The sequence below is a fragment of the Streptomyces sp. NBC_00224 genome, from assembly GCF_041435195.1.
Lineage (GTDB): Bacteria > Actinomycetota > Actinomycetes > Streptomycetales > Streptomycetaceae > Streptomyces.
In genome coordinates, this window is the sequence record NZ_CP108106.1 from 1,707,182 (window position 1) to 1,730,606 (window position 23,425).

The following is a 23,425-nucleotide window of genomic DNA, read 5'->3' on the forward strand; positions in this document are numbered from 1 at the left end:
ACAGGATGGGCGCATGACCGAGATCCACACCCCCCGTCTGCTCCTGCGCCGCTGGGACGAGGACGACCTGCCCGCCCTGGCCGACATCAACGCCGATCCGGACGTCATGCGCTGGACCGGGGACGGCTCGGTCCTCGATCTGGAGGAGACGGCCGAGGAGATGGAGCGCTGGGAGGAGGAGTGGGACGAGGAGGGCTTCGGGCTCTTCGCCGTCGAACTCCTCGGCTCGGGCGAGCTGGCCGGGTTCACCGGGCTCTCCGTCCCCACCTATCTGCCCGAGGTGCTGCCCGCCGTGGAGATCAGCTGGCGCCTGGGGCGGCAGTTCTGGGGGCAGGGGTACGCCTCGGAGGCCGCGCACGCGGCGCTGGAGTTCGCCCTCCAGGACCGCGGCCTCGACCGGGTCCTCGCCATCGCGCGGGTGGGCGACAGCGCGTCCGAGAACGTGATCCGCAAGCTGGGCATGGTCCCCGAGAAGGTCACGACCGACCGTCGGTACGGCAACCAGGTGGCGGTCCACTCCATCGACCTCACCGAGTACGAGGGCTAGCCCGCGCCCAACCGGCCCGGCGCCGAGTGGACGCCGGGCTGGTACTTGGGCAGCCGGACCGTGATCTTCATTCCGGCGCCCACCGCCGTCTCGATGACCAGGCCGTGGCCGTCCCCGTACACCTGGCGCAGCCGGTCGTCCACGTTGGACAGACCGATGCCGGCGGACGGGCCGGCCTCGCCCGCGAGGATGCGGCGCAGCCGGTCGGGCTCCATGCCGACGCCGTTGTCCTCGATGACGACCAGCGCCTCGGACCCGGCGTCCTGCGCCGTGATGCTGATGTGGCTCTTGTCGGTCTTGCCCTCCAGGCCGTGTTTGACGGCGTTCTCGACGAGCGGCTGGAGGCAGAGGAAGGGCAGGGCCACCGGCAGCACTTCGGGGGCTATCTGGAGGGTCACCGAGAGCCGTTCCCCGAAGCGGGCGCGGACCAGGGCCAAGTACTGGTCGATGGCGTGCAGTTCGTCGGCCAGGGTGGTGAAGTCGCCGTGCCGGCGGAACGAGTAGCGGGTGAAGTCCGCGAACTCCAGGAGCAGTTCTCGGGCCCGGTCCGGGTCCGTCCGGACGAACGAGGCGATCACGGCCAGCGAGTTGAAGACGAAGTGCGGGGAGATCTGCGCCCGCAGCGCCTTGATCTCGGCCTCGATCAGCCGGGTGCGGGACCGGTCGAGGTCGGCGAGCTCCAGTTGGACCGAGACCCAGCGGGCCACCTCGCCCGCCGCCCGTACGAGGACCGCCGACTCGCGCGGCGCGCAGGTGACCAGGGCGCCGTGCACCCGGTCGTCGACGGTGAGCGGGGCCACCACCGCCCAGCGCAGGGCGCAGCCGTCGTCGTCGCAGCGGATGCGGAACGCCTCGCCCCGGCCGGTCTCGCGGATGCGGCCGAGCCGCGCCAGGATCTCCGCGCTGTGGTGCTCCCCCGCCCCGTCCCAGGTCAGCACCGAGGACCCGTCGGTCAGGCACAGCGCGTCGGTGCCGAGCAGGGTGCGCAGCCCGCGGGCGGCGCGGCGCGCGGTGTCGGGGGTGAGCCCGGCCCGCAGCGGGGGCGCGGCCAGGGAGGCGGTGTGCAGGGTCTGGAAGGTGGCGTGCTCGACGGGCGTGCCCAGATCGCCGAGGCCCTGCGGGCGGGCGGTGCGCCGCCCGGCCCAGAACCCGGCGGCGACCAGCGGTAGGGCCGCCGCGAACATCCCGGCCAGGAAGCCGTTCACGCCTGGGCCTGACGGGGTGCGGTGCCTCGGGCCGGTCCGCCGTGCTGTCCCGCGTAGAGCGCCTCCGGCAGGTGGAAGCGGGCCAGTATCGCGGCGGTGCCCGCCGGGATCCGGGCCGCCGTCGCCAGGGACACCAGGATCATCGTCAGGAAGCCGAGCGGCACCGACCACAGGGCGGGCCAGGCGAGCAGCGCGTGCAGCGGTCCGCCGCCGGGCAGGCCCGCCATGGTGGCGGTGACCGCGAGCAGCGCCGAGCCGCCGCCCGCCACCATCCCGGCCACCGCGCCCGGCGGGGTGAGCCCGCGCCACCAGATGCCGAGTACCAGGAGCGGGCAGAACGACGACGCGGAGACCGCGAACGCCAGGCCCACGGCGTCGGCCACCGGAAGCCCGCCGACCAGGGCGCTGGCCGCCAGCGGCACCGCGACCGCGAGCAGGGTGGCGAGGCGGAAGTGCCGTACGCCCCGGGTCGGCAGCACGTCCTGGGTGAGGACGCCCGCGACCGCCAGGGTCAGCCCCGAGGCGGTGGACAGGAACGCCGCGAAGGCGCCGCCCGCGAGCAGCGCCCCGAGCAGGTTCCCGCCGACCCCGCCGATCACCAGGTGCGGCAGGACGAGCACGGCCGCGTCGGCCTGTCCGGTGAGGGCGAGTTCGGGCGCGTACAGCCGGCCCAGGGCGCCGTAGACGGGCGGCAGCAGATAGAAGGCGCCGATCAGGCCGAGGACGACGACCGTGGTGCGGCGGGCGGCGACGCCGTGCGGGCTGGTGTAGAAGCGGACCACCACGTGCGGCAGGCCCATGGTGCCGAGGAAGGTGGCGACGATCAGGCCGTACGTGGCGTACAGCGGGCGCTCCTGGCGGGCGTGGGCGAGCGGGGTGGACATGCCCGCGCTGCCCGCGTCGCTGCTGGGGACGGGGTCGCCGGGGGCGAAGACGAGCCGGGTGCCGCCCTCGACGCGGTGGGTGCCGGTGGGCAGGAGGACGCGTTCGGCGTGGTGGCGGGTGCCGTCGACGGTGCCGGTGGCGGTGACGGTGAGCGGGGCGGCGAGCCTGATGTCGAGGGTGTCGTCGACGCGTACGGCCCGCTGCTCGCGGAAGGCGGCGGGCTCGTCGAAGGCGACGCGCGGGGTGCCGTCGCCGTGCCAGGCGAGCAGCAGGAAGAGCGCGGGCACGAGGAGGGCGGTGAGCTTCAGCCAGTACTGGAAGGCCTGGACGAAGGTGATGCTGCGCATGCCGCCAGCGGCGACGGTGGCGACGACGACCACCGCGACCAGGACGCCGCCGAACCAGCGCGGCGCCCCGGTGAGCACGTGGAGGGTGAGGCCCGCGCCCTGGAGCTGCGGCAGCAGATAGAGCCAGCCCACCCCGACGACCAGGGCGGCCGCGAGCCGTCGCACGGAGCGGGATTCGAGCCGGGCCTCGGCGAAGTCGGGCAGGGTGTACGCGCCGGAGCGGCGCAGTGGGGCCGCCACGAACACCAGCAGGACGAGATAGCCGGCGGCGTAGCCCACCGGGTACCAGAGCATGTCCGGGCCCTGGACGAGGACGAGTCCGGCGATGCCGAGGAAGGAGGCGGCGGAGAGGTACTCGCCGCTGATCGCGGCCGCGTTGAGCCGGGGGCCCACTGTGCGCGAGGCCACGTAGAAGTCGGAGGTGGTCCGGGATATGCGCAGGCCGAGCGCGCCGACGAGGACCGTGGCGAGGACCACGAGGGCCACGGCCGGTACGGCGTAGTTCTGGTTCACGTTCTCACGTTCCTCGGCGGCGCCGGGCGGGCGGTCAGCGGTCCTCGACGAGGCGGGCGAAGTCCTGTTCGTTGCGCTCGGCCCGCTTCACGTACCAGCGGGCGAGCAGCACGAGCGGCGGGTAGACGCCGAAGCCGAGCACGCCCCAGACGAGCCCGGGGTTCTGCGGCCGCACCGCGAACACCAGCGGCAGCGGGCCGACCAGCAGCACGAGGACGGCAAAGACGGTGAGCCCGGCGAGCAGTTGGCTGCGCATGAGGGAGCGCACATAGGTGTGGCCGAGGGTGGTCTGCTCGTCGATCTCGGTCCGGGGGCGGTAGCCGGTGAGCCCGCGGGTGCGCCGGGGCACCCCGGTGACGACGACGCGGCGTTCCGTCGGATCCTGCGGCACGGCTGCCTCCCCCAGAGACTCTGTGTCGCCAGAGAGTAGTCGTGATGGCCCGGCAGGAGCACGGCCGCGATATGGATGGCGCCCGCACGGGTACCTATGTACCCTAGGTTTGCACCTAGGGATCCTAGGAACCGCCGGTTCCAGGGCGGAAAACAGCGACGACGGAGGTACGGGGCGCATGGCGCGTGCGGGACTCACGGCCGACCGGGTCACGGCGGCGGCCGCCGATCTGGCGGACGAGATCGGATTCGACAACGTCACCCTGTCGGCCCTGGCACGGCACTTCGGCGTGAAGGACGCGAGCCTGTACTCCCACGTCAAGAACGTGCGGGACCTGCGCACCCGGGTCGCCCTGCTGGCCGGTGGCGAGCTCATCGACGAGATCGCCGTCGCGGTGGCGGGCCGGTCGGGGCGGGACGCCCTGATGGCGTACGCCGACGCGTACCGGGCGTACGCACTGGCCCACCCCGGCCGTTACGCGGCGACCCAGATCCGGCTCGACCCGGCGGCCGCCGCCGACTCGCCCGCGATGCGGCGGACCGTGGAGATCACCTACGGGATGCTGCGCGGCTATGGGCTCGCCGAGCCGGACCTGACCGACGCGGTACGGCTGCTGCGCAGCACCTTCCACGGCTACATCAGCATCGAGGCCCAGGGCGGCTTCAACCACGTGCGCGACGTGGACACCTCGTGGCGGCGGGCCGTCGCGGCCCTGCACGTCCTCCTCGAACACTGGCCGGCCTCACCCACGGAGGAAGCGAACCATGCCTGAACTGCGCGTACCCGGCGCGACCCTGTACTACGAGAAGCGCGGCACCGGCCCGGTGCTGCTGATGATCCCCGGCGGGGGCGGGGACGCCGCCGCCTTCGACCTGGTGGGGGCCGACCTGGCCGACCGGTTCACCGTCGTCGCCGTCGACCCGCGCGGCAAGTCCCGCAGCGCTGCCGGTGAGCGGGGCCGGGACCAGCAGGTGGAGGTGCACAGCGACGACATGCGCCGACTGCTCGCCGAGGTCTCGCCGAGCGAGCCCGCCTTCGTCTTCGGCAGCAGCTCGGGCGCGATCATCGCGCTCGACCTGCTGGCCCGGCACCCGGAGCGGCTGCGGTTCGTCGTGGCCCACGAGCCGCCGACGCTGGGGCTGCTGCCCGACGCGGACCGGTGGCGGGCGGCCTTCGCGGGCGTCGTCGAGGCGTTCGGTCGCGACGGCCTGGATGCGGCGATGACCGCGCTCGGCACGGCGGCGGGCCAGGAGAGCGCCGACGAGCCGGACGACGAGCGGGACGGGAGCGCACAGCCGGACGGCACACCGGCGACCGCCGAGCGGTTCCGCCGGATGCGGGAGAACATGCCGCAGTTCCTGGAGCGCGAACTGCGCCAGTTCAGCGGGTACATGCCGGACATGGACGCGCTGGCGGCGCACTCCGGGCGACTGGTCCCGGCGTGCGGGCGCGCCTCCCGGGATCTACTGCTCGCCCGCCCGGCGGCGGTGCTGGCCGAGCGGTTCGGCACCGGGCTCGTCGAACTCCCGGGCGGCCACGTCGGTCTGAGCACGCATCCGGTCCGGTTCGCGAAGGTGCTGCGGCGGACGCTGGCGGCGGCCATGGCCGAGGACGCGGTGTAGCGGCCGGGAGCGGGCTCGCGAAAAAGGTCTGGACCAGACGGTTGACCGACTGGTCCAGACCTTCTACGTTGCGCAGCGATCCGCCCTGTCCCATCCCCCACGGCACCGCAGGGAGGAACGATGTCCTCGCCCTCGTCCTTACCGGGCTCGCCCTCGTCCCCATCAGGCTCGCCCCACCGAAGACTCCTCGCACTGCTCGGCGCACTGCTGCTCCCCGTCGCCCTGCTCACCGGCCTCGCCGCCACCCCCGCCCACGCGGCGAGCGGCCTCACCGCCTCCTTCAGCAGCCAGGACAACGGCTCCTGGTGGAAGGGGACGTACGTCATCCGCAACACCACCTCCTCCCCCGTCACCGGCTGGACCCTGGAGTTCGACCTCCCGGCCGGGGTCTCCATCAGCGGCCACTACAACGGCGACGCCACCGTCAGCGGCCGTCATGTGACGGTGAAGAACGCCTACTACAACGCGACCGTCGCGGCCAACTCGACGACCGAGCCGTACAGTTACTGGTTCGTCGCGAGCGGCCCGATCGCCGCGCCCGGCGCGTGCACGGTCAACGGCGACAAGTGCGACGGCACCCCCGACGCGCCGCCGTCCGCGCCCGGCGCCCCCAAGGTCACTTCGGTCACCGCGCACAGCGTGTCGCTCTCCTGGACCGCGGCTACGGGCGGCGACCACCCCGTGGCCTCGTACGACGTGCTGAGCGGCGCCACCGTCGTCGCCACCGCGACCACACCCTCGGCCACGGTCAGCGGGCTCACCCCGGCCACCGCCTACGGCTTCGCGGTCCGGGCCAGGGACACCCGGGGCAACACCGGTCCGCAGAGCGCGGTGGTCACCGCGACGACCACCGACCCGGCCTCCGACCCGACCCCGCCGACCGCGCCCACCGGCCTGCGCTCCACCGGCCGGACGTCGACGAGCGTGAACCTGGCCTGGAACGCGTCGAGCGACAACGTCGGCGTCGCCGCGTACGACATGTACCGCGACGGGGTGCTCTCCCAGACGCTCTCCGCCGCCACCCTCACCGCGACCGTCGCCGGGCTGACCCCGGCCACCACGTACACGTTCACGGTGAAGGCACGCGACGCGGCCGACAACGCCTCGCCCGCCTCCGCCGCCCTGGACGTCACCACCGACGACCAGGCCGGCACCGGCAAGTACCTGAAGGTCGGCTACTTCGCCCAGTGGGGCATCTACGGCCGCCAGTACTTCGTGAAGAACCTCGACACCTCGGGCTCGGCGGCCAAGCTCGACGTCGTCAACTACGCCTTCGAGAACATCGATCCGGGCAGCCTGACCTGTCTGGCCGGGGTCACCAAGGGCGTCGGCGCCAACCCGCAGGACCCCGACCAGGGCACCGGCGCGGGCGACGCGGACGCCGACTACGCCCGGCCGTTCAGCGCCGCCCAGTCGGTGGACGGCGTCGCCGACGACGGCTACGCCAAACTCCGGGGCAACTTCAACCAGATCAAGAAGCTCAAGGCCAAGTACCCCAATCTGAAGGTCGTCGTCTCGCTCGGCGGCTGGACGTACTCGAAGTTCTTCACGGACGCCGCCGCCACCGACGCCTCACGCAAGAAGTTCGTCTCGTCCTGCGTCGACGTGTGGATCAAGGGCAACCTCCCCGCCTACAACGGCGCGGGCGGCCCCGGCACGGGCGCCGGGGTCTTCGACGGCATCGACCTGGACTGGGAGTGGCCCGGCTCGCCCGACGGCCACGCGGGCAACCACTACTCCACGGCCGACAAGGCCAACCTCACCCTGCTGCTGGCCGAGTTCCGCAAGCAGCTCGACGCGCTCGGCGGCCCGCACAGGCTCCTGACCGCGTTCACCCCCGCCGACCCCGCGAAGATCCAGCAGGGCTGGGACCTCACCAGGATCTTCTCGTCCCTGGACTTCGCCAATGTGCAGGGGTACGACTTCCACGGCGCCGGCAGCGACAACTCCTGGGAGCCGAACCGCACCGGCCACCAGGCGAACCTCTACACCGACACCCAGGACCCGTACGCCACCCACTTCAGCGTCGACGGGGCCGTGCGGACCTATCTGGACGCCGGGGTCAACCCGCGCAAGCTCACCGTCGGCTTCCCGTTCTACGGACGCGGCTGGCAGAGCGTCGCGGACGGCGGGGCGCACGGCGAGTGGCAGTCGGCCAAGGGGGCCGCGCCCGGCCAGTTCCCGGAGGAGGCCGGGGTGCGCGGCTACAGCAACATGATCGGCGCCGTGCCCGGCCTGACCGTCTACCACGACGAGCAGTCCGTCTCCACGTACGGCTACACCGGGGCCGACGGGCAGTGGTGGACCTTCGACGACACCTGGTCGATCGGCAAGAAGACCGCCTACCTCAAGTCGAAGGGGCTGCTCGGCGCCATGATCTGGGAGATGTCCGGCGACACGCCCGGCGGCACGCTGATGAGCGCGCTGGCCGGGGGGCTCGGCTGAGGGACCCGGCGCGGCTCGGGCAGCCGGGCCTCAGCCGATGCTCCGGAACGCGAGCACCGCGTTGTGGCCGCCGAAGCCGAACGAGTCGCTGAGCGCGATGTCGCCGTCCAGCGGCAGTGAGCGCGGGCTGCGGCGCACGACGTCGAGGGCGATCCCGTCCTCGACGTCGTCGCACCCGGCCGTGGGCGGGATCAGTCCGTCCCGCAGCGCCAGGACCGTGGCGATGGCCTCCACGCCGCCCGCGCCGCCCTGGAGATGGCCGAGCGCGCCCTTGTTGGCGGTGACCGGGACGTCCGGGGTGTGCGCGCCCAGGACCCGGCCCAGGGCCCGCGCCTCGGCCCGGTCGCCCTCGACCGTGGCGGTGGCGTGGGCGTTGACGTGGACCACGTCCGCCGCCGTGGCGTCCGCGTCCGCGAGGGCCGACCGCAGCGCCGCCTCGATGCCGCGTCCGCCCGGCTCGGGGGCCGCCATGTGGAAGGCATCGGCCGAAAGACCCCATCCGGCGGCCTCGCAGTAGATGCGCGCGCCCCGGGCCCGGGCGTGCTCCTCGGCCTCCAGGACCAGCACGCCCGCGCCCTCGCCGAGGACGAATCCGTCCCGCTTCTTGTCGAACGGGCGGGACGCGGACGCCGGTTCGTCGTTGCTGGTGGAAACGGCTCTCATCGCGGCGAAGGCGGCCAGGATCGCCGGGGTGATCACGGCTTCGGTGCCGCCCGCCACCACCAGGTCGACGTGTCCGTCGCGGATGCGGTCCATGGCGTGCCCGATGGCCTCGGTGCCGGAGGCGCAGGCCGACACCAGGGTGCTCGCCTCGCCCAGGATGCCGAGGTCGATGGAGATCTGGGCGGCGGCCGAGGACGGCACCAGCATCGGCGCGGTGTGCGGCGAGACCGCGCGCGGGCCCCGCTGCTCAAGCCGCCGCTGGGCCTCGACGAGCACCGGCGCACCGCCGATGATCGACCCCAGCGACACCCCGGCGCGGGCGGGCAGCAGTCCGCTCTCGCGGGCGCCCTCCAGGTCCAGGCCGGCGTCCCGCCAGGCCTCGCGCGCGGCGAGCACGGCCAGTTGCGCGGACCGGTTCATCCGCCGCGCCTGGGGCCTTGGCAGCAGGTCGGACGGGTCCACCGCGGACCGGGCGGCAAGCCGCACCGGCAGCGCGTCGAACTCCTCGTCCTCCAGCAGCCGCACCGCCGAGCGCCCCGAGAGCAGCCCCTGCCAGAGCCCGGGCACGTCCGCTCCGAGCGGGGTGAGCGCGCCGAGGCCGGTCACCACGACCCGCCGTCTGCCGGTGCCGGGGCCCTCGGGCTTGGTCACGTCGGCCGGGTCGACCCGGCCGACCCGCACCACCTGGCGCTCGCGCCGGTCCAGGAGGCGCTCCTGGTCGGGGCCGCCGCCCACCGGGCGCAGGACGAGCCGGGTCCGGGCCTCGCTGGCGGGCGCGGTGCGCGTCACCACGTGCCAGCTGTCCACGCCGGTCGCGACCACGTCGCCCGGTACGAGTTCTCCGGTGGTGAGGAGACAGCACTCCCCGCCCATGACCGACTCTTCGCTCATCGCCGCTTCCTGGTTCGCACGTGTGAACGGCTCCAGGGCATCACTTCAGCCCTAAGAAGTCGATAAAGCGATCTGGAAACATCTTGCCTGCCCCCTCTCGTCCCAGCACCTCGGCGGGCCGGGCACCGCGCCGGGCATACGGCCCTCTTCCGTACGGTCCGACCAGTCGGTACGGTCCCGGCATGCCCTCCATGACTGAGCCCGTTCCGCCGGTCCACGGCCACTGCGACGCCCGCTTCGAGGCCGTCCGCGCCGCCTTCGAGGAGAACTTCCGCGACCGCTCGGAGCTGGGCGCCGCCGTCAGCGTCCTCGTCGACGGCGTGAGCGTCGTCGACCTGTGGGCGGGCTGGGCCGACGGCGCCCGGACCCGCCCCTGGGAGCGGGACACCCTGGTCAACGTGTGGTCGACGACCAAGGGCCCGACCGCCCTGTGCGCCCACCTCCTCGCCGACCGCGGGCTGCTCGACCTGGACGCGCCGGTCGCCGCGTACTGGCCCGAGTTCGCGGCCGCGGGCAAGGAGTCCGTCCGCGTACGCCATCTGCTCGCGCACCGCGCCGGGCTCGCCGGGCTGCGCGAGCCGCACACCCTCGCCGACCTCTACGACTGGGAGACGACCACCGCGCGCCTCGCCGCGACCGAGCCGTGGTGGGAGCCGGGCACCCGGTCCGGGTACCACGCGCTCACCTACGGCTATCTGGTGGGCGAGGTGGTCCGGCGGGTCACCGGGGTGCTGCCCGGCGAGTATCTGCACCGGGAGGTGACCGGGCCGCTGGGCCTCGACTTCACCATCGGGCTCGACGCCAAGGAGGCCGGGCGCGCCGCCGAGCTGGTGCACCCGCCGACCGCCGACAGCAGTCAACTGGCCGCGCTCTTCGCCCGGTTGGAGCCGGTGGCGATCGCCGCGCTCAGCAACCCGCTGGCCGGGGCCGCCGACGCCAACACCCCCGAGTGGCGGGCCGCCGAGATCCCGGCGGCCAACGGCCACGGCACCGCCCGCGCGGTCGCCGCGCTCTACGGGATCTTCGCCCGGCGGGGCCGCTGCGGCGACCGCCGCGTCCTGTCGCCCGAGGCCGCCGAGCGGGTCCGCGAGGGCCAGGGCGCCTGCCGCGACCTGGTGATCGGCGCGGGCTTCGCGCACGAGACCGAGCTCGGCCTCGGCCTGTGGCTGAGCGGCCCCAACGGCTCGTACGGCCCCAATCCGCGCGCGGTCGGCCACGACGGCTTCGGCGGCTCCTGCGGCCTGGCCGACCCGGAGGCGGGGATCTCCCTCGGCTACGTCATGAACCGCATGGGCTCCCACATCGCGGACGACCCGCGCAAGATGGCGCTGGTCGAGGCCGTCTACAGCGCACTGTGAACCCCGGGCGTCGGGGCGCAGACGGGGGTTCAAAGACAGGCTCTCAGGGGCGGCCCGCCTCGGGGACCGCCTCGCCGCGCCGCACCGGCTCCGGCGGGGTGCCGTCCCCGAAGGGGCGGCCGCCCAGCTGCTCCCGGTGATGGGGTGTCAGCCAGCCGGACAGATCAGGGCCGACGGGCACGATCCCGGTCGGGTTGATGCCGGACTGCACGAGGTAGTAGTGCCGCTTGATGTGGTCGAAGTCGACGGTGTCGCCGAAGCCCGGGGTCTGGAAGAGGTCCCGGGCGTAGGCCCAGAGCACCGGGTCCTCGATCAGTTTGTTCCGGTTGCACTTGAAGTGCCCGTGGTAGACGGCGTCGAAGCGCACCAGCGTGGTGAACAGCCGGATGTCCGCCTCGGTGATGGTGTCCCCGACCAGATAGCGGCGGTCCGCGAGGCGCCCGGAGAGCAGGTCGAGCCGGCGGAACACATCGCGGTGGGCGTCCTCGTACTCACGCTGCCCGGTCGCGAACCCGGCCCGGTACACCCCGTTGTTGAGGTCGCGGTAGACGCCGTCCATGACCTCGTCGATCTCGTCGCGTAGCTCCTCGGGGTAGAGGTCGGGCGCGCCCGCCCGGTGCAGCTCGCGCCACTCGGTGGCCAGGTCCAGGGTGATCCGCTGGAAGTCGTTGGTGACCAGCTCCCCGCTGGGCACGTCCACGATCGCCGGGACGCTGACGCCGCCCGAGTAGCCGGGCTCGCGCGCCTCGTACGCCTCGCCGAGGTAGCGGATGCCGAGCACCGGGTCCCGTCCGTCCGGATGGAGGGTGAAGCGCCAGCTGCGGTCGTCCTGGATGGGGTCGGCCACCGCGAGCGAGAGCGCGTCGTCCAGGCCGAGGAGCCGTCGGGAGACCAGGGCGCGGCTCGCCCAGGGGCAGGCCCGGCTGACGACCAGCCGGTAGCGGCCGTACTCGACGGGCCAGCTGTCGCGCCCGTCGCGCGTGATGCGGTCGACGAAGTGGCTGCGCGAGCGCTTGAACGGCTTGTTCCCATAGCCCGCGTTGCCGTCCGTGCCCTCCATGCCCGCCGTGTCGCTGTCGTCGGGGCGGCTCATCCCGGTCTCCTTCCCGCTGGGCTCACGTGCTTTCTGCGAGCCTTCCCCCGAAGCGGGAGATCTCCCACGGGATGAGCCGCCCGGTCGAGCCCGTGTCCCCCGTCGGGGGCGGGCTCAGGGCCGGGGCCGACCAGATCCGCCGGACAGGCCCTAGCTGAACGGGTCGAGCGTCAGATACGCCTGCCTCGGATCCCCGTCGTTCACCAGCGACTCGTGGTTGCCGACGTCGTCGAAGGCGAAGGCGTACGCCTTGCCGTCGGCCATCCGGGCATGGATCTCGCGGGCGTACTGGTTGGTCACCGCGTCCTGGTAGAAGGCGGCGGACCCGGTGTCGGGCTGGTTGGGGTTGACCAGCAGCGTGGAGCGGTTGTAGCCCGCGCAGAGCGTGCGCGAGATCGGGCCGCGCACCAGGTCGTTCGGGGCGTCGAGCAGCTTGTAGCAGCCGAATACGCTGTCGGAGTCGGGCTTCTGGAAGCTGGTGACGACCGCGCCCGCGCCGTTGGTGAAGTTCATCGTGGAGCCGGAGACCCGGCCGAAGTACTTGGTGTTCGGCTGGTCGGCGAAGGGCGTGACGGTCAGCGTCGAGGTGCTGTACTTCTGCCAGACCCGGTTGATGTAGTCGTCGAGGACGGTCTTCGCCAGGGCGCCCGACTCGATGCCGTGGCCGGGGGCGAGCGCGCGCAGGACCGTTCCGTCGGGCCTGGTCTGGATCAGGTTGGCCCAGCCGCCCGGCTTGCCCCTGAGCGCGGTGAAGATGCCGTTGTAGCCGCCGGGCTTCAGATGCCCGGTCGACCTGGTGGTCCCGTCGGCCGTCTTCACGCCGACCGCGTACGGGGCCGAGACCATGTCGACCTGGGTGCTGTTGATCCACAGTCCGGCGTCGTTGAGCGTGTACTCGGACCAGTTGAACAGGATGTTCCGGTTCGGGTCGCTCGGATTCTGCACCGCCGGCTGCACCAGACCGCCCGTGGTGAGCTTGAAGACGAGCTTCTGGCCGTACGAGAAGTAGACGCGGCCGGAGAACTTGGGCATCCGGATGGTGGTCGACTGCCCGCTCGCCGGCCCGGCGATCGAGGCGTCGGGCGCCGGGGTGGGCGGGTTGCCCCCGGCCGGCCAGGGGTGGAAGGTGCCGTTGGCGTCGGCCCAGCCCTGCCGGCCGGTCGAGAGCTGCGTTCCGAGGTTGTAGATGTAGACCGGCTCGCTACGGCCGGAGTTGTTGGTCACGGTGAGCGGGATGGTCGAGGGCACGGCGGCGGTGGCCGGGGCTGCCGCGCCGGTGGCCGTGAACCCCGCTGCGACGAGCAACGCGGCAACCAGGGGCGCCAGGGGTTTTCCTAGGACAGACACGCTCCAACTCCTCATCGGATCCGGCGGGTTACGTGGGGGCGCCGCGAGGAGGAACGAGCTCTTCCACCTCGTGAGAGCGCTCTCAGAATCGTCGCGGGACGAGGGTGTGTCAATGCGCGTGCGTCAATTTCCTTGAGGAAGCGGGGGTGTTGGCGGGGCCAGGCCGTTCACTTGGTGTCGTGGCCCCGCCTTCGCCGCCGTACGGCTACGGCTTCGGCTTCGGTGCCACCGAGACCACCCGGCCCCGGTCCACCCAGCCGCCGTGCCCGTCGCCGCCCGCCCAGGCGTGCACGGACGCCGCCGTGGCCGAGGGGCCTGCCAGGATGTAGTCGGCGTTGCCGTCCCCGCTGAAGTCCGCCAGCGACACCCGCGCGGCGTCGGTGGTGAAGCCGGTGGTGGTGGTGCCGAGGTCGACCCAGCTGCCCCGTCCGTCACCGCCCCGGTTGAGGAAGCTGCGGACCGCGCCGTTCGCTCCCACCACGCTGTAGTCGGGGCGGCCGTCGTCGTCGAGGTCGGCGAACCGCACCCGGCTCGCGTCGGCGGTCACCCCGGTGGCGACCCGGCCCCAGTCCGTCCAGCCGCCGCGCCCGTCGCCGCCGCGGTTGAGCCGTACCCGCACCTCGCCGGTGGCGCCGAGGGTGACGTAGTCGGTCCGGCCGTCGCCGTCGAAGTCCGCGAACACCACATGGCTCGCGTCCTCCGTGGTGCCCTCGGTGACCTGCCCCAGCGCCTGCCAGCCGCCGTTCGGGTCGCCGCCCCGGTTGAGGTAGACGCTTACGGCGCCGTTCGCGCCCAGGGCGACGCAGTCGGCGCGGCCGTCGCCGTCGAAGTCCGCGAACCGCACCCGGGCCGGGGCGGCGGGCAGGCCCCGGACGACCCGGCCGAGCGACTTCCAGCCGCCGTGGCCCGCGCCGCCCCGATTGAGGCGTACGGACGCACCGCCGTGCCCGTCCAGCGTGAACTGGTCCATGCGGCGGTCGCCGTCGAAGTCCGCCCAGCGCACCGAATTCGCCCCGCCCGCCTCGGTACCGGCGCCGAGCGCGGGACCGCCGCTCTCCCAGCCGCGCCGCCACACCGCGTCGAGCGGCTTGAAGAAGGACCAGGCCATCCGCCGGAATCCGGCGTCGTTGGGGTGGAGCTGGTCGACGAACTCGGCCGAGGTCAGCGCGGGCGGCTCCACATAGCGGAACTTCCGCCCGGCCCGGCTCTCGGTCTCCTCCAGCGCCTCGGCCCGTACGTTGAACGCCTTGGCGGGCTCCTCCAGGCCGCTCGTCGTGGGGATGAGGCCCATCACGAGGACGGTGACGCCCGGCTTGTCCGCGTAGATCCGGTCGACCAGGGCCGCCAGCCGGTCGGGGGCGTGCGGCAGGTCGATGCCCCGGGCGATGTCGTTGATCCCGATGTGGAGCAGCACGACGTCGGGCCGGGCGCCCGCCATCCAGCCGTCGATGCCGTCGCGCAGCTGGTCGATGACGTAGCCGCTGTGGCCCTCGTTGGAGAAGTCGGCGAAGCTGCCGGAGGCCTTGGAGCCCACGAACCGTACGGTGTAGCGGCTTTCGAGCCGCATGATCTGCCACAGCGGGCGCCGGTAGGAGGAGAGGGTGGGGCTGCCGCCGCCCCAGGTGATCGAGTCGCCCAGCGGCATCACCCGGAGCACCGGGGTGCCCTTGTGGTCGGCGGCCGAGGGGCTCGCGGGCAGCGTCGCCAGGGAGAGCGCGCCCGTGAGGGCGAGGAGACCGCGGGTCAACCGGATACGTCTCATGATCTTCCTCCAGCCGAAAAGGCGCCGGTGACGCCTTGTCTTGACGGGGCATCAGTTGCCACGGCAGTCATGGGATCACTCCGGACCACCGTCTCGCGCGTTCTTGTACAGCAGGAGAACCCGGCCGGAGCAGCGGACGGCGCCGTGTTGACGCGCGCGGGACAAAGAACCCGGGACAAAGACCAACGGGCGCGGAACGCCCCCTTGCCCGCATGACAAGCCGCGCGCACGGTACTCGCAGGACGAGAACGCGCGGATCCCGCGCTCCAGCCCCCAACCCCAGGAGGTGGCTTCGGATGACGGAGCCGATCAGCCCGGCCGTGGAGAAACCCGACACCGACGAATACCGCACCGGCACTTCGGGCACCACCCTGCAGTCCGCGCGGAGCGGTGCGGGTCAGCCACCCGCGACCCGGGGCCGGACGACGATCGCCGGGGGCGTGGTGGAGAAGATCGCCGGGCTGGCCGCGCGCGAGGTGCCGGGCATCCACGCGCTGGGCGGCGGGTTCGCCCGTACCATCGGCGCGATGCGCGACCGGGTGCCGCGGGCGCGCGGCGCGGCCGTCAGCCGGGGCGTGAAGGTCGAGGTCGGCGAGCGGCAGACCGCGATCGACCTGGACGTGGTGGTGGAGTACGGCGTGAGCATCACGGCGGTCGCGGCGGAGGTGCGCGAGAACGTGATCGCGGCGGTGGAGCGGATGACCGGTCTGGAGGTCGTGGAGGTCAACATCTCGGTCGACGACGTCCACCTGCCGGACGACGGCGCCTCCGAGGTCTCCGAGGGCCGCGTGCAGTAGCGGGACCGGACCGCCGGTGCCCGGCTCATTCGTTCGGGGCCGCCGAGGTGGCCCGGCGGCCCCGGACCCGGGAGGCTGGGGAGGACTCCGACCGCCCCGAGGAGAACCGATGGCCCCGACCCCGTACCGCTACGACGACCTGCGCGCCCTCTACGTCAACTGCACGCTCAAGCGCTCCCCCGAGGTCAGCAACACCGAGGGGCTGATCGACCGCAGCCGCGCGGTGATGGAGGGGAACGGGGTCACCACGGAGGTGATCCGCGCCGTCGACCACGACATCGCGACCGGCGTCTGGCCCGACATGACGGCGCACGGCTGGGCGAGCGACGAGTGGCCCGAGCTGTACGAGAAGGTGATGGCGGCCGACATCCTGGTGCTCTGCGGGCCCATCTGGCTGGGCGACAACAGCTCCGTCGCCAAACAGGTGGTGGAGCGGCTCTACGCCTGCTCCAGCCTGCTCAACGAGCAGGGCCAGTACGCCTATTACGGCCGGGTCGGCGGCTGTCTGATCACCGGCAACGAGGACGGCGTCAAGCACTGCGCCATGAACCTCCTCTACAGCCTCCAGCACCTCGGCTACACCATCGCGCCGCAGGCCGACGCGGGGTGGATCGGTGAGGCGGGGCCCGGCCCGTCGTATCTGGACGCGGGCTCGGGCGGCCCCGAGAACGACTTCACCAACCGCAACACGTCCTTCATGAGCTGGAACCTGATGCACCTGGCGGCGATGCTCAAGCGGGCGGGCGGCATCCCCGCGCACGGCAACCAGCGGTCGGCGTGGGACGCGGGCTGCCGGGACGACTTCGCCAACCCCGAGCACCGGTGAGGTCCGGGCGGCGCCGGGGTCGCTCAGATCGTCCGAAATGAAGCGGTGGAGCGCCGCCGGATCGCGTCGTACGTGACCCCGTGCGAGCGGCGTCCGCCCGCACGGGACCCACAGCTCAGCCGAGCCGGACCGGGATCTCCTGGTAGCCGAAGGCGATGAACGACGGCACCTGGCTCAACTCGTCGACGTCGGCGGCGAGTCGCAGGTCCGGGAAGCGGTCAAACAGGGTGGGCAGCGCCGCCAGCGCCTCCATCCGGGCCAGCGGCGCGCCGATGCAGCGGTGGACGCCGATGCCGAAGGCCAGGTGGTCGTCGGCGGCGCGGGTGGCGTCGAAGGCTCCGGCGTTCTCGCCGTAGTGGGCCGGGTCGTGGCCGGCCGCCGCGTAGGTGGTGACGATGGCGTCGCCCGCCGCGATGGTGACCCCGTCGACGGTGATGTCGGAGACGGCGAACCGCAGCGGCAGGGTGGCGATGGACGGGTGGACCCGCAGGACCTCGTCGATCACGTTGTCCCAGCTGATCTCGCCGGAGCGGACGGCGGCGAGCTGGTCGGGGTGGTGGAGCAGGTCGACGACGGCGTTGCCGATGAGGTTGACCGTGGTCTCGAAGCCGGCGCCGATGACGAGCAGCAGCGTGTAGACGAGCTCGTCGTTGCTGAGCCGGTCGCCGTCCTCGTCCCGGACCTTGATCAGCTCGGTGGTCATGTCGTCGCCGGGCACCTCGCTCTTGAACGCGATGAGCGAGGGCAGCACATAGGCGATCTGCTTCTGGACGGACTCGGCGTGCTCGGGGCTCGGGTCCGAGGTGTCCATGATGGCCGCGATCAGCCGGGCCATGTCCTTGACCAAGTAGCCGGGTACGCCGAACAGTTCGCAGATCAGCCGCATCGGCAGGGGGTGCGCGTAGGCCGCCTTCAGGTCGACCGGCTCGCCGGACGCGGCCGCCTCGGCCAGCTCGTCGAGCAGCTCGGCGGTGATCTCCTCCACCCGGGCGCGCATCGCCTCGGTGCGCCGGGCGGTGAAGCTGGGGGCGACGAGCTTGCGCAGCCGGGTGTGGTCGGGCCCGTACGTGGAGAGCATGTTGATCACGCCGACCCAGCCCAGGATCCAGCCCCAGTCGGGGTGCTCGCCGAGCTCGGACCACAGCCCCCAGTGCCGGCGGGGGTCCTTGCTGACCCGGGGGTCGAGGATCAGGGACTTGAGGGTGTCGTAACCGGTGGGCGCCCAGGCGGGGATGCCCCCTGGCAGCTCGACGGGCACCACCGTGCCGAGCGCGCGCAGCCTGGCGCTCTCGGCGGGGATGTCGGCGCCGAACGGGTCGAGGGGCACACGCGAGGACGGGGTCATGCTCGTTCTCCTGGCTGGTCGGGGGTGCGCGGGGTGAAGCGGACGGGCAGCGACGTGAGCGAACGGTGGAACGGGCCGGGGCGCCAGGTCAGGCGCCCGCGCTCGGTGGTGGGGTCGAGGTCGGGCAGCCACTGGGTGAGCCGCTCGATGGCCTCGGTGGCGATCAGCAGGGTGTGCTGCTTGACCGGGCAGCCGTGGTTCCCGGCGGACCAGGACAGGTGCGAGGCGTCGTGCGGGTGGTGCGCCCCGGCGAAGTCGCGCTCCGCGAACTGGCCGATGGCACCGAAGGAGACGACCACCGGCACGGCGGCCTGGATCCACACGCCGTGGAAGCTCAGCGACTCGCGGGCGAAGTGGATGCCGTAGTTGGAGAGCGGCGTCTCGTACCGCAGCACCTCGGCGACGGCGTCCGTGACCGGGCGGGAGCCGCTGGTCAGGGTCGAGTAGTAGGCGGGGTTGCCGAGGATGCGCGACAGCGCGTTGGAGACGAGGTTGGCGGTGGGCTCGTGGCCCGCGCCGAGGGTGAGGAACACCTGCCAGGTGACCTCCTCGGGGGTGAGCGCCGCCGGGTGGTCAAGGAGCCGGCTGGTGAGGTCGTCGCCGCGCCGCTCGCTCTTGGCCGCGACGAGTTCGAGGACGTAGCGGCCGTACTCGGCCTCGCCCTGCGCCGCCTGCTCGCCGCCCTCCATCATCTGGCCGAGGGAGTCGTTGAGGCGGCCGCTCTCGCTGTCGGGCAGACCGAACAGGTTGTTGAAGATCAGCGCCATCAGGGGCCGGGCGAACTCCGTGACCAGGTCGGCCCGCCCGGCCGGTCCGAACCGGTCCACCAGGATGTCCACCGCCCGGTGCACCCGCTCGCGCAGGTCGTGCGGCTCGACCAGGTCGAAGGCGTCGAGGAGGGTGCGCCGGTAGCGGATGTGGGCGTCGCCGTCCGCGAAGAGCGCGTTGGGCCGCCAGCGCATCATGCCGAGGATCGGCGAGTCCGCGGCGACCGTGGCCTCCCAGGGCCTCGGGTCGTGCGACCACGTGTCGGGGTCGTGCAGCAGGTCGAGCGCGGCCCGCCGGTCGGTGACGACGTACGCGGGGACGCCCGGGGCGAGTTCGGCCCAGCCGACCGGGCCCTGGGCGCGCAGCGCCGCGTAGTAGGCGTGCGGGTCGGCGGCGAAGCCGTCCTCCCACAGGCGCACCGGCGCGGAGAGCGAGAAGGCGGCTGCGGGGGCGGGGTAGGCGGGGTGCGCGTTCACCGGGTCTCCGGGCGGTTGCGGGCGATCAGGTGCTGGACGAGCGAGAGCAGCGCGTCGATGGAGGAGTTGGTGTCGCGCGCGTCGCACGTCACCATCGGGGTGCCGGCCTCCAGGTCGAGCGAGCGGCGCAGCTGTTCCTCGGTGTACGGGCGGGAGTCGGGGAAGGTGTTGAGCGCGACCGCGTACGGCAGTCCGGTCTCCTCCACCAGGCCGAGTACGTCGAAGGAGTCGTCGATGCGCCGGGTGTCCACCAGGACGAGCGCGCCGAGCGCCCCGTAGGCGATGTCCGCCCACAGAGAGCGGAAACGTTCCTGTCCGGGGGTGCCGAAGAGGTAGAGCACCACTCCCCCGCCCAGGCTGATCCGCCCGAAGTCGATGGCGACCGTGGTGGTGGTCTTGTCCCGGACGCCGGCCAGGTCGTCGACCCGGGCGGACGCCTCGCTCAGGTGCTCCTCGGTGTGCAGCGGGCGGATCTCGGAGACCGAGTCGATCAGGGTGGTCTTGCCCACCCCGAACGGCCCCGCGACCAGGATCTTCACCAACTCGCGTGCGGTGTCGGGCAGATGGATCCCACGGGCCCCGGCGGCGCCGGTGGGGCCGGGGCTACTGCTTGAGGGCGCGGAGGCCATCGGCCACTCTCTTCAACAGATCGGGGGCGGGCAGTGCGGCGACGGGAATCGGCGGGCGGGCGCTCACCAGACCCTGGTCGATCAGCTCGGCGGCGAGCACCCGGACGGCGGAGACCGGCAGTTCCAGGAGCGCCGCCGTCTCGACGACGGTGAGTGAGCCGCCGTCCAGCACGTCGAGCACGGCGTGCTGGGCGGCCGGCAGTCCGGCGGGCTCCGGCCCGCCCCCGCCGGTCAGCACGGACAGCCGCTCCAGGCTGTTGCGGCTGGGCCGCGCGACGCCGCCGGTGGACAGATAGGCGGGAACCAGCGGGCGGCCGCCGCGGCGGCCCGTCATGCGTGGGTGGCGCCGTCGGCTCCGCGCGGCGCGGCCGCCATGGTCTTCTCACCGAGCCGGGCCACCTGGGAGTGGACGCGGTGGGCGAGCAGGTCGAGCCGGACGTCCGGGTCGCCGTAGGCGGCCACACAGGTGCCGTGGGCGGTCGGCGCGACCAGGATGTAGCCGTGGTCCGACTCGATGACGACCTGGCGGATACGGGCGTCCTCCTGGTCCGCGAAGGCGGCCGCGGCGGTGCGGCAGGCGCCCTGCACGGTGCTCATGATGGCGGCGGTGCGCTCGGCGGACGCCTGGGAGAGGGCCTTGGTGTAGCCGGAGACGAGGCCGTCCCGGGTGAGCAGGACGGCGGCCTGGACGTGCGGGATCTCCAGGATCGCGTCGAGCACCCACGCCGTTTCGCCGGTAGTGCCGCTGGTCATCGCGGTTCGTTCCCTTCGGTGGGGGCGGCGGAGCGGGCCGCGGCGGTGCCGGACTGCAGTGCGCCGAGCGCGGCGGCCGACTCCTCGGGGGTACGGGCGGGCGCCGCGGCCGTCTCGGCGGGCAGCGCGGCCCGGGCGCGGCGGCGCCGCTGGGGCAGCGCGTCGCCGTCGGGCGCGGGTTCATGGGTGATCGCGCCGGTGTCGTACGCGGCGACGGGCTCGGGGGCGTACGGCGCGGCGGGCTCCAGGGCCGGCTGCTCGTCGGCCGTGCGCGTGGAGCGCGGCGCTGCCGCGGCGGGCCGCCGCCGGGCCGGGTCGATCCGGCTCAGCAGATGGTTCTTGACCAGCAGCACCGCGCGGACGCCGCCGTACGGCGAGGGCGAGGACAGGTCCACCGAGAGGTCGAACTGCCGGGTCAGCTGGCCGATCGCGGCCAGGCCCATCCGGGGCGGGTCGCCGAGCTCGGAGAGCAGGATCGGCTCGGTGCCCGCCACCATCCGCTGGGCGTAGGCGCGTTCGTCGGGGCTCATGCCGACCCCGGCGTCGTCGATGGTGACCGAGACGCCGTGGTGGGCGCGTTCGAGGTTCACCACGACCTCGGTGTCCGGGGCGGAGTGGCGCAGCGCGTTGTCGAGCAGCTCGGCCACGATGATCGCGACGGGCTCGACCGCGTGCGAGACGAGCGCGGTGCCCGGCTCCAGATGGTTGTGGATCCGCACCCGGTGATAGCCCACGAGCCGGGACTGGCCGCCGGTCACCGCGTCCACCAGGTGCGACTCCTCGCGGGCCAGGCCGACCCAGGCGCCGCAGACCACGGCGGTGACCTGGGCGCGCCGCAGCGACTGCTCGTTCTCGTGGTCGAGGGCGAAGAGCGTCTGGGCCAGCTCGGGGTCGTCGTAGCGCTGTTGGAGTCCGCGCAGCTGGTCCTGGAGGCGGTAGAGCCCGGCCTGGATCTCCCGGGTGGCGCCGCGCATGCCCGCGCGGGCGGCGGCGTCGACGCGCTTGCGCTCCTGCGCCACGGCGGTCGCGATCCCCTCCAGGACGCCGTCGAGGCCGGCGCCGAGCTCGGTGCCCGCGAGGTCCGGGTGGAGGGGGCCGGGCACCTGCACGTGCGGATGCGCGGCCCGGGTCGCCTCGGCCGGGACGCGCCGCTGGGCGAGATGGGCCACCTCGGCGGCGTACGCCCGGGAGAGCCGGCTCACTTCGGCGCGGGCGCCGTCCCCCTGGGAGCGCAGTTCGGCCATCTCCTCCTGCTGCCGGGCTCCCCGGCGCCGGGAGCGCAGCAGCCCGCCCGCCAGCACGAAAGCGGACAGGGTCCCGGCCGCCAGGCCTCCGGCGGCCAGGTCCGGTATCTCAATCATCTGATGGACCTTCAGGGGAGATCGGGGGAAGGGCATGTGGACGACCGCCCCGGAAGGCGAACGTGGCCAGTACACACTGTCATTGACCGGTCCCGCACTGTTTTACACGAAGATCCTTTCGAACCTGAACGCGGGAGTCCGATTCTGTACGAAACGTCAGCGTGTCAGATCTGGCACATGCCTACTGTTGGTTGAAGAAGTTGCGGACCCAGTAGCGGCGGCGCCGCGACTCGCCGCCGTACTCCTCGTCGTCGTTGTCGTCCGGATGGTGCAGCACCGTCCAGCTCACCGCCGAGACGGCCGGTTCCAACGACAGCCTGCTCACCGCCTCTTCGAGGAGGCTGTCGTCGCGGCGCTCGGTGGTCAGCTCGGCGGTCACCGTCACCTTGCCCGGGGCGTCCGCGTCCTGGCTGTGCACCGAGCGCAGCCGGAACCCCGGCCGGGTCAGGGCCTGGACGGAGAGGATGCGGATGTGCGCCTCCTCGGGCTCGGCGCACACCACCTCGAACAGGTAGTCCGTGCCGACCTCGACCCCGCCGTGCGGCTCACGGTCCATGCGCCGCCCCAGCGGCCGCAGCAGCAGGTTCGCCCCGACCACCCCGGCGGTGCCGAGCGCGGCCACCCCGTAGAGCCCGGCGCCGGAGAGCGCCCCGACCGCCGCCGAGCACCACAGCGTCGCGGCGGTGTTGAGCCCGCGCACGCTCAGCCCGTCCCTCATGATCACACCGGCGCCGAGGAAACCGATACCGGAGACGATCTGCGCGGCGACCCGGGAACCGTCGTAGCCGCTGGTGCTGGTGGCGTCCACGAAGCCGTACGTGGAGAGCAGTACGAAGAGCGCGGAGCCGGCGGCCACCAGCGCGTTGGTGCGCAGCCCGGCCATCCGGGCCCGCCACTGGCGCTCCAGACCGATGATCCCGCCATAGCCCAGGCCCGCGCCGATGTTGGCGGCCGTGTGCCACTCGTTGAGCATTGAGTACTCCTCGCCCTCGCTCCGTCCCCCTCCCTATCGGCGGGCCGCGCCGCGCTCGATAGGGTCGGCGGGCAGGAGCGCCCCGCACGGAGGAACCGAGAGACCTTGGACATCCGCACCGCACAGCAGCAGGCGTGGCAGAACAAGCTCGACAAGGGGTTCAACGTCAGCGATGTGCCGCTGGAGTTCGGGCTGCTCAACGCCGAGGTGGGCGAGGCGTTCACGGCCTGGCGCAAGCGGCTGCCCGACTTCGGCGAGGAACTCGCGGACGTCCTCCTGTACCTCGTGGCCCTCGCCGAGATGAACGGCATCGACCTCGACGACGAGGTCGCCCGCAAGCTGGAGAAGAACCGGCGCCGCGTCTACACCCGCGACGAGAAGGGCGTGCTGCACAGGGTCTCGGAGGGCTGAGGCCCTGCGAGACCCCC

The 23,425-nt window shown here is 72.9% G+C and carries 22 protein-coding genes; 8 read left to right on the plus strand and 14 right to left on the minus strand.

Translation table 11 applies throughout. The features are described 5' to 3' along the window. Positions 1 to 13 precede the first annotated feature (13 nt). The gene (locus OG965_RS07590) at positions 14 to 547 is read left to right on the plus strand and encodes a GNAT family N-acetyltransferase (RefSeq protein WP_371650451.1); all 534 of its coding nucleotides are present in this window, start codon (positions 14 to 16) and stop codon (positions 545 to 547) included. Here OG965_RS07590 and OG965_RS07595 read toward each other — a convergent pair. From OG965_RS07595 to OG965_RS07605, 3 genes are read right to left on the minus strand one after another with little or no spacing between them, the layout of a single operon-like run. Continuing rightward, a complete protein-coding gene (locus tag OG965_RS07595) occupies positions 544 to 1,752 on the minus strand; it encodes a sensor histidine kinase (RefSeq protein ID WP_371650453.1) in 1,209 nt (402 codons plus the stop codon). The two genes, OG965_RS07590 and OG965_RS07595, sit on opposite strands and share 4 nt — an antisense overlap. Continuing rightward, positions 1,749 to 3,497: a cation acetate symporter gene (locus OG965_RS07600; protein WP_371650455.1), complete on the minus strand. Its 1,749-nt coding sequence runs from the start codon at positions 3,495 to 3,497 to the stop codon at positions 1,749 to 1,751. The genes OG965_RS07595 and OG965_RS07600 overlap by 4 nt, the downstream gene beginning before the upstream one ends. A gap of 34 nt (positions 3,498 to 3,531) precedes the next feature. Further along, complete coding sequence (locus OG965_RS07605) at positions 3,532 to 3,888, minus strand: hypothetical protein (protein WP_371650457.1); 357 nt, start codon at positions 3,886 to 3,888, stop codon at positions 3,532 to 3,534. A 178-nt stretch (positions 3,889 to 4,066) separates the two neighbouring features. Here OG965_RS07605 and OG965_RS07610 point away from each other — a divergent pair, with 178 nt between their 5' ends. The 3 genes from OG965_RS07610 to OG965_RS07620 all read left to right on the plus strand — a co-directional run bounded on the left by OG965_RS07610 (position 4,067) and on the right by OG965_RS07620 (position 7,955). Continuing rightward, positions 4,067 to 4,660 carry a TetR/AcrR family transcriptional regulator gene (locus OG965_RS07610; RefSeq protein WP_371650459.1) on the plus strand — a complete coding sequence of 198 codons (594 nt, stop codon included), beginning with the start codon at positions 4,067 to 4,069 and terminating at the stop codon, positions 4,658 to 4,660. After that, a complete protein-coding gene (locus OG965_RS07615) occupies positions 4,653 to 5,510 on the plus strand; it encodes an alpha/beta fold hydrolase (RefSeq protein WP_371650461.1) in 858 nt (285 codons plus the stop codon). The genes OG965_RS07610 and OG965_RS07615 overlap by 8 nt, the downstream gene beginning before the upstream one ends. Before the next feature lie 120 nt (positions 5,511 to 5,630). Further along, positions 5,631 to 7,955, plus strand: coding sequence for a glycosyl hydrolase family 18 protein (locus OG965_RS07620; protein WP_371650463.1), 2,325 nt, complete (start codon positions 5,631 to 5,633; stop codon positions 7,953 to 7,955). Between the two features lie 30 nt (positions 7,956 to 7,985). Here OG965_RS07620 and OG965_RS07625 read toward each other — a convergent pair whose 3' ends face one another. Further along, complete coding sequence (locus OG965_RS07625; protein ID WP_371650465.1) at positions 7,986 to 9,509, minus strand: beta-ketoacyl synthase; 1,524 nt, start codon at positions 9,507 to 9,509, stop codon at positions 7,986 to 7,988. Between the two features lie 191 nt (positions 9,510 to 9,700). Between OG965_RS07625 and OG965_RS07630 the strand changes: the two genes are divergently transcribed. Then, the gene (locus tag OG965_RS07630) at positions 9,701 to 10,867 is read left to right on the plus strand and encodes a serine hydrolase domain-containing protein (protein ID WP_371656878.1); all 1,167 of its coding nucleotides are present in this window, start codon (positions 9,701 to 9,703) and stop codon (positions 10,865 to 10,867) included. 43 nt (positions 10,868 to 10,910) lie between these two features. Here OG965_RS07630 and OG965_RS07635 read toward each other — a convergent pair whose 3' ends face one another. From OG965_RS07635 to OG965_RS07645, 3 genes are all read right to left on the minus strand, one after another. Beyond that, on the minus strand, positions 10,911 to 11,960 hold the full coding sequence (locus OG965_RS07635; RefSeq protein WP_371650467.1) for a glutathione S-transferase family protein: 1,050 nt from the start codon (positions 11,958 to 11,960) through the stop codon (positions 10,911 to 10,913). A gap of 150 nt (positions 11,961 to 12,110) precedes the next feature. Continuing rightward, positions 12,111 to 13,322 (minus strand): glycoside hydrolase family 64 protein, encoded by a 1,212-nt coding sequence (locus tag OG965_RS07640; protein WP_371650471.1) that lies wholly within the window; start codon positions 13,320 to 13,322, stop codon positions 12,111 to 12,113. 190 nt (positions 13,323 to 13,512) lie between these two features. Further along, complete coding sequence (locus OG965_RS07645) at positions 13,513 to 15,069, minus strand: FG-GAP-like repeat-containing protein (protein WP_371650473.1); 1,557 nt, start codon at positions 15,067 to 15,069, stop codon at positions 13,513 to 13,515. Positions 15,070 to 15,365: 296 nt separating this feature from the next. Between OG965_RS07645 and OG965_RS07650 the strand changes: the two genes are divergently transcribed. Next, positions 15,366 to 15,866 (plus strand): Asp23/Gls24 family envelope stress response protein, encoded by a 501-nt coding sequence (locus OG965_RS07650; RefSeq protein WP_371650475.1) that lies wholly within the window; start codon positions 15,366 to 15,368, stop codon positions 15,864 to 15,866. 109 nt (positions 15,867 to 15,975) lie between these two features. Further along, a complete protein-coding gene (locus OG965_RS07655) occupies positions 15,976 to 16,692 on the plus strand; it encodes a flavodoxin family protein (protein WP_371650477.1) in 717 nt (238 codons plus the stop codon). A 115-nt stretch (positions 16,693 to 16,807) separates the two neighbouring features. On the opposite strand, the gene OG965_RS07660 is transcribed toward OG965_RS07655, so the two are convergent. The 7 genes from OG965_RS07660 to OG965_RS07690 form a co-directional block, all read right to left on the minus strand. Then, positions 16,808 to 18,037: a cytochrome P450 gene (locus OG965_RS07660; RefSeq protein WP_371650479.1), complete on the minus strand. Its 1,230-nt coding sequence runs from the start codon at positions 18,035 to 18,037 to the stop codon at positions 16,808 to 16,810. Further along, a complete protein-coding gene (locus OG965_RS07665) occupies positions 18,034 to 19,281 on the minus strand; it encodes a cytochrome P450 (RefSeq protein ID WP_371650481.1) in 1,248 nt (415 codons plus the stop codon). The genes OG965_RS07660 and OG965_RS07665 overlap by 4 nt, the downstream gene beginning before the upstream one ends. Continuing rightward, a complete protein-coding gene (locus OG965_RS07670; protein WP_371650483.1) occupies positions 19,278 to 19,910 on the minus strand; it encodes an ATP/GTP-binding protein in 633 nt (210 codons plus the stop codon). The genes OG965_RS07665 and OG965_RS07670 overlap by 4 nt, the downstream gene beginning before the upstream one ends. After that, positions 19,885 to 20,244: a DUF742 domain-containing protein gene (locus tag OG965_RS07675; RefSeq protein WP_371650485.1), complete on the minus strand. Its 360-nt coding sequence runs from the start codon at positions 20,242 to 20,244 to the stop codon at positions 19,885 to 19,887. The genes OG965_RS07670 and OG965_RS07675 overlap by 26 nt, the downstream gene beginning before the upstream one ends. After that, the gene (locus OG965_RS07680; protein WP_371650487.1) at positions 20,241 to 20,663 is read right to left on the minus strand and encodes a roadblock/LC7 domain-containing protein; all 423 of its coding nucleotides are present in this window, start codon (positions 20,661 to 20,663) and stop codon (positions 20,241 to 20,243) included. The genes OG965_RS07675 and OG965_RS07680 overlap by 4 nt, the downstream gene beginning before the upstream one ends. Then, a complete protein-coding gene (locus tag OG965_RS07685) occupies positions 20,660 to 22,024 on the minus strand; it encodes an ATP-binding protein (RefSeq protein ID WP_371650489.1) in 1,365 nt (454 codons plus the stop codon). Before OG965_RS07685 ends, OG965_RS07680 begins: the two co-directional genes overlap by 4 nt. Positions 22,025 to 22,205: 181 nt before the next feature. Next, positions 22,206 to 22,997 carry an MgtC/SapB family protein gene (locus OG965_RS07690; RefSeq protein ID WP_371650491.1) on the minus strand — a complete coding sequence of 264 codons (792 nt, stop codon included), beginning with the start codon at positions 22,995 to 22,997 and terminating at the stop codon, positions 22,206 to 22,208. Between the two features lie 105 nt (positions 22,998 to 23,102). On the opposite strand from OG965_RS07690, the gene OG965_RS07695 reads away from it, so the two are divergent. Then, complete coding sequence (locus tag OG965_RS07695; protein ID WP_371650493.1) at positions 23,103 to 23,408, plus strand: MazG-like family protein; 306 nt, start codon at positions 23,103 to 23,105, stop codon at positions 23,406 to 23,408. Positions 23,409 to 23,425: the final 17 nt, after the last annotated feature.

Bases quoted from the DNA above. Each gene is read 5' to 3' on its own strand.
- OG965_RS07590 (WP_371650451.1), top strand. From the start codon at position 14: ATGACCGAGATCCACACCCCCCGTCTGCTCCTGCGCCGCTGGGACGAG.
- OG965_RS07610 (WP_371650459.1), top strand. From the start codon at position 4,067: ATGGCGCGTGCGGGACTCACGGCCGACCGGGTCACGGCGGCGGCCGCC.
- OG965_RS07615 (WP_371650461.1), top strand. From the start codon at position 4,653: ATGCCTGAACTGCGCGTACCCGGCGCGACCCTGTACTACGAGAAGCGC.
- OG965_RS07620 (WP_371650463.1), top strand. From the start codon at position 5,631: ATGTCCTCGCCCTCGTCCTTACCGGGCTCGCCCTCGTCCCCATCAGGC.
- OG965_RS07625 (WP_371650465.1), bottom strand. From the start codon at position 9,509: ATGAGCGAAGAGTCGGTCATGGGCGGGGAGTGCTGTCTCCTCACCACC.
- OG965_RS07630 (WP_371656878.1), top strand. From the start codon at position 9,701: ATGACTGAGCCCGTTCCGCCGGTCCACGGCCACTGCGACGCCCGCTTC.
- OG965_RS07635 (WP_371650467.1), bottom strand. From the start codon at position 11,960: ATGAGCCGCCCCGACGACAGCGACACGGCGGGCATGGAGGGCACGGAC.
- OG965_RS07640 (WP_371650471.1), bottom strand. From the start codon at position 13,322: ATGAGGAGTTGGAGCGTGTCTGTCCTAGGAAAACCCCTGGCGCCCCTG.
- OG965_RS07645 (WP_371650473.1), bottom strand. From the start codon at position 15,069: ATGAGACGTATCCGGTTGACCCGCGGTCTCCTCGCCCTCACGGGCGCG.
- OG965_RS07650 (WP_371650475.1), top strand. From the start codon at position 15,366: ATGACGGAGCCGATCAGCCCGGCCGTGGAGAAACCCGACACCGACGAA.
- OG965_RS07655 (WP_371650477.1), top strand. From the start codon at position 15,976: ATGGCCCCGACCCCGTACCGCTACGACGACCTGCGCGCCCTCTACGTC.
- OG965_RS07660 (WP_371650479.1), bottom strand. From the start codon at position 18,037: ATGACCCCGTCCTCGCGTGTGCCCCTCGACCCGTTCGGCGCCGACATC.
- OG965_RS07670 (WP_371650483.1), bottom strand. From the start codon at position 19,910: ATGGCCTCCGCGCCCTCAAGCAGTAGCCCCGGCCCCACCGGCGCCGCC.
- OG965_RS07675 (WP_371650485.1), bottom strand. From the start codon at position 20,244: ATGACGGGCCGCCGCGGCGGCCGCCCGCTGGTTCCCGCCTATCTGTCC.
- OG965_RS07680 (WP_371650487.1), bottom strand. From the start codon at position 20,663: ATGACCAGCGGCACTACCGGCGAAACGGCGTGGGTGCTCGACGCGATC.
- OG965_RS07685 (WP_371650489.1), bottom strand. From the start codon at position 22,024: ATGATTGAGATACCGGACCTGGCCGCCGGAGGCCTGGCGGCCGGGACC.
- OG965_RS07690 (WP_371650491.1), bottom strand. From the start codon at position 22,997: ATGCTCAACGAGTGGCACACGGCCGCCAACATCGGCGCGGGCCTGGGC.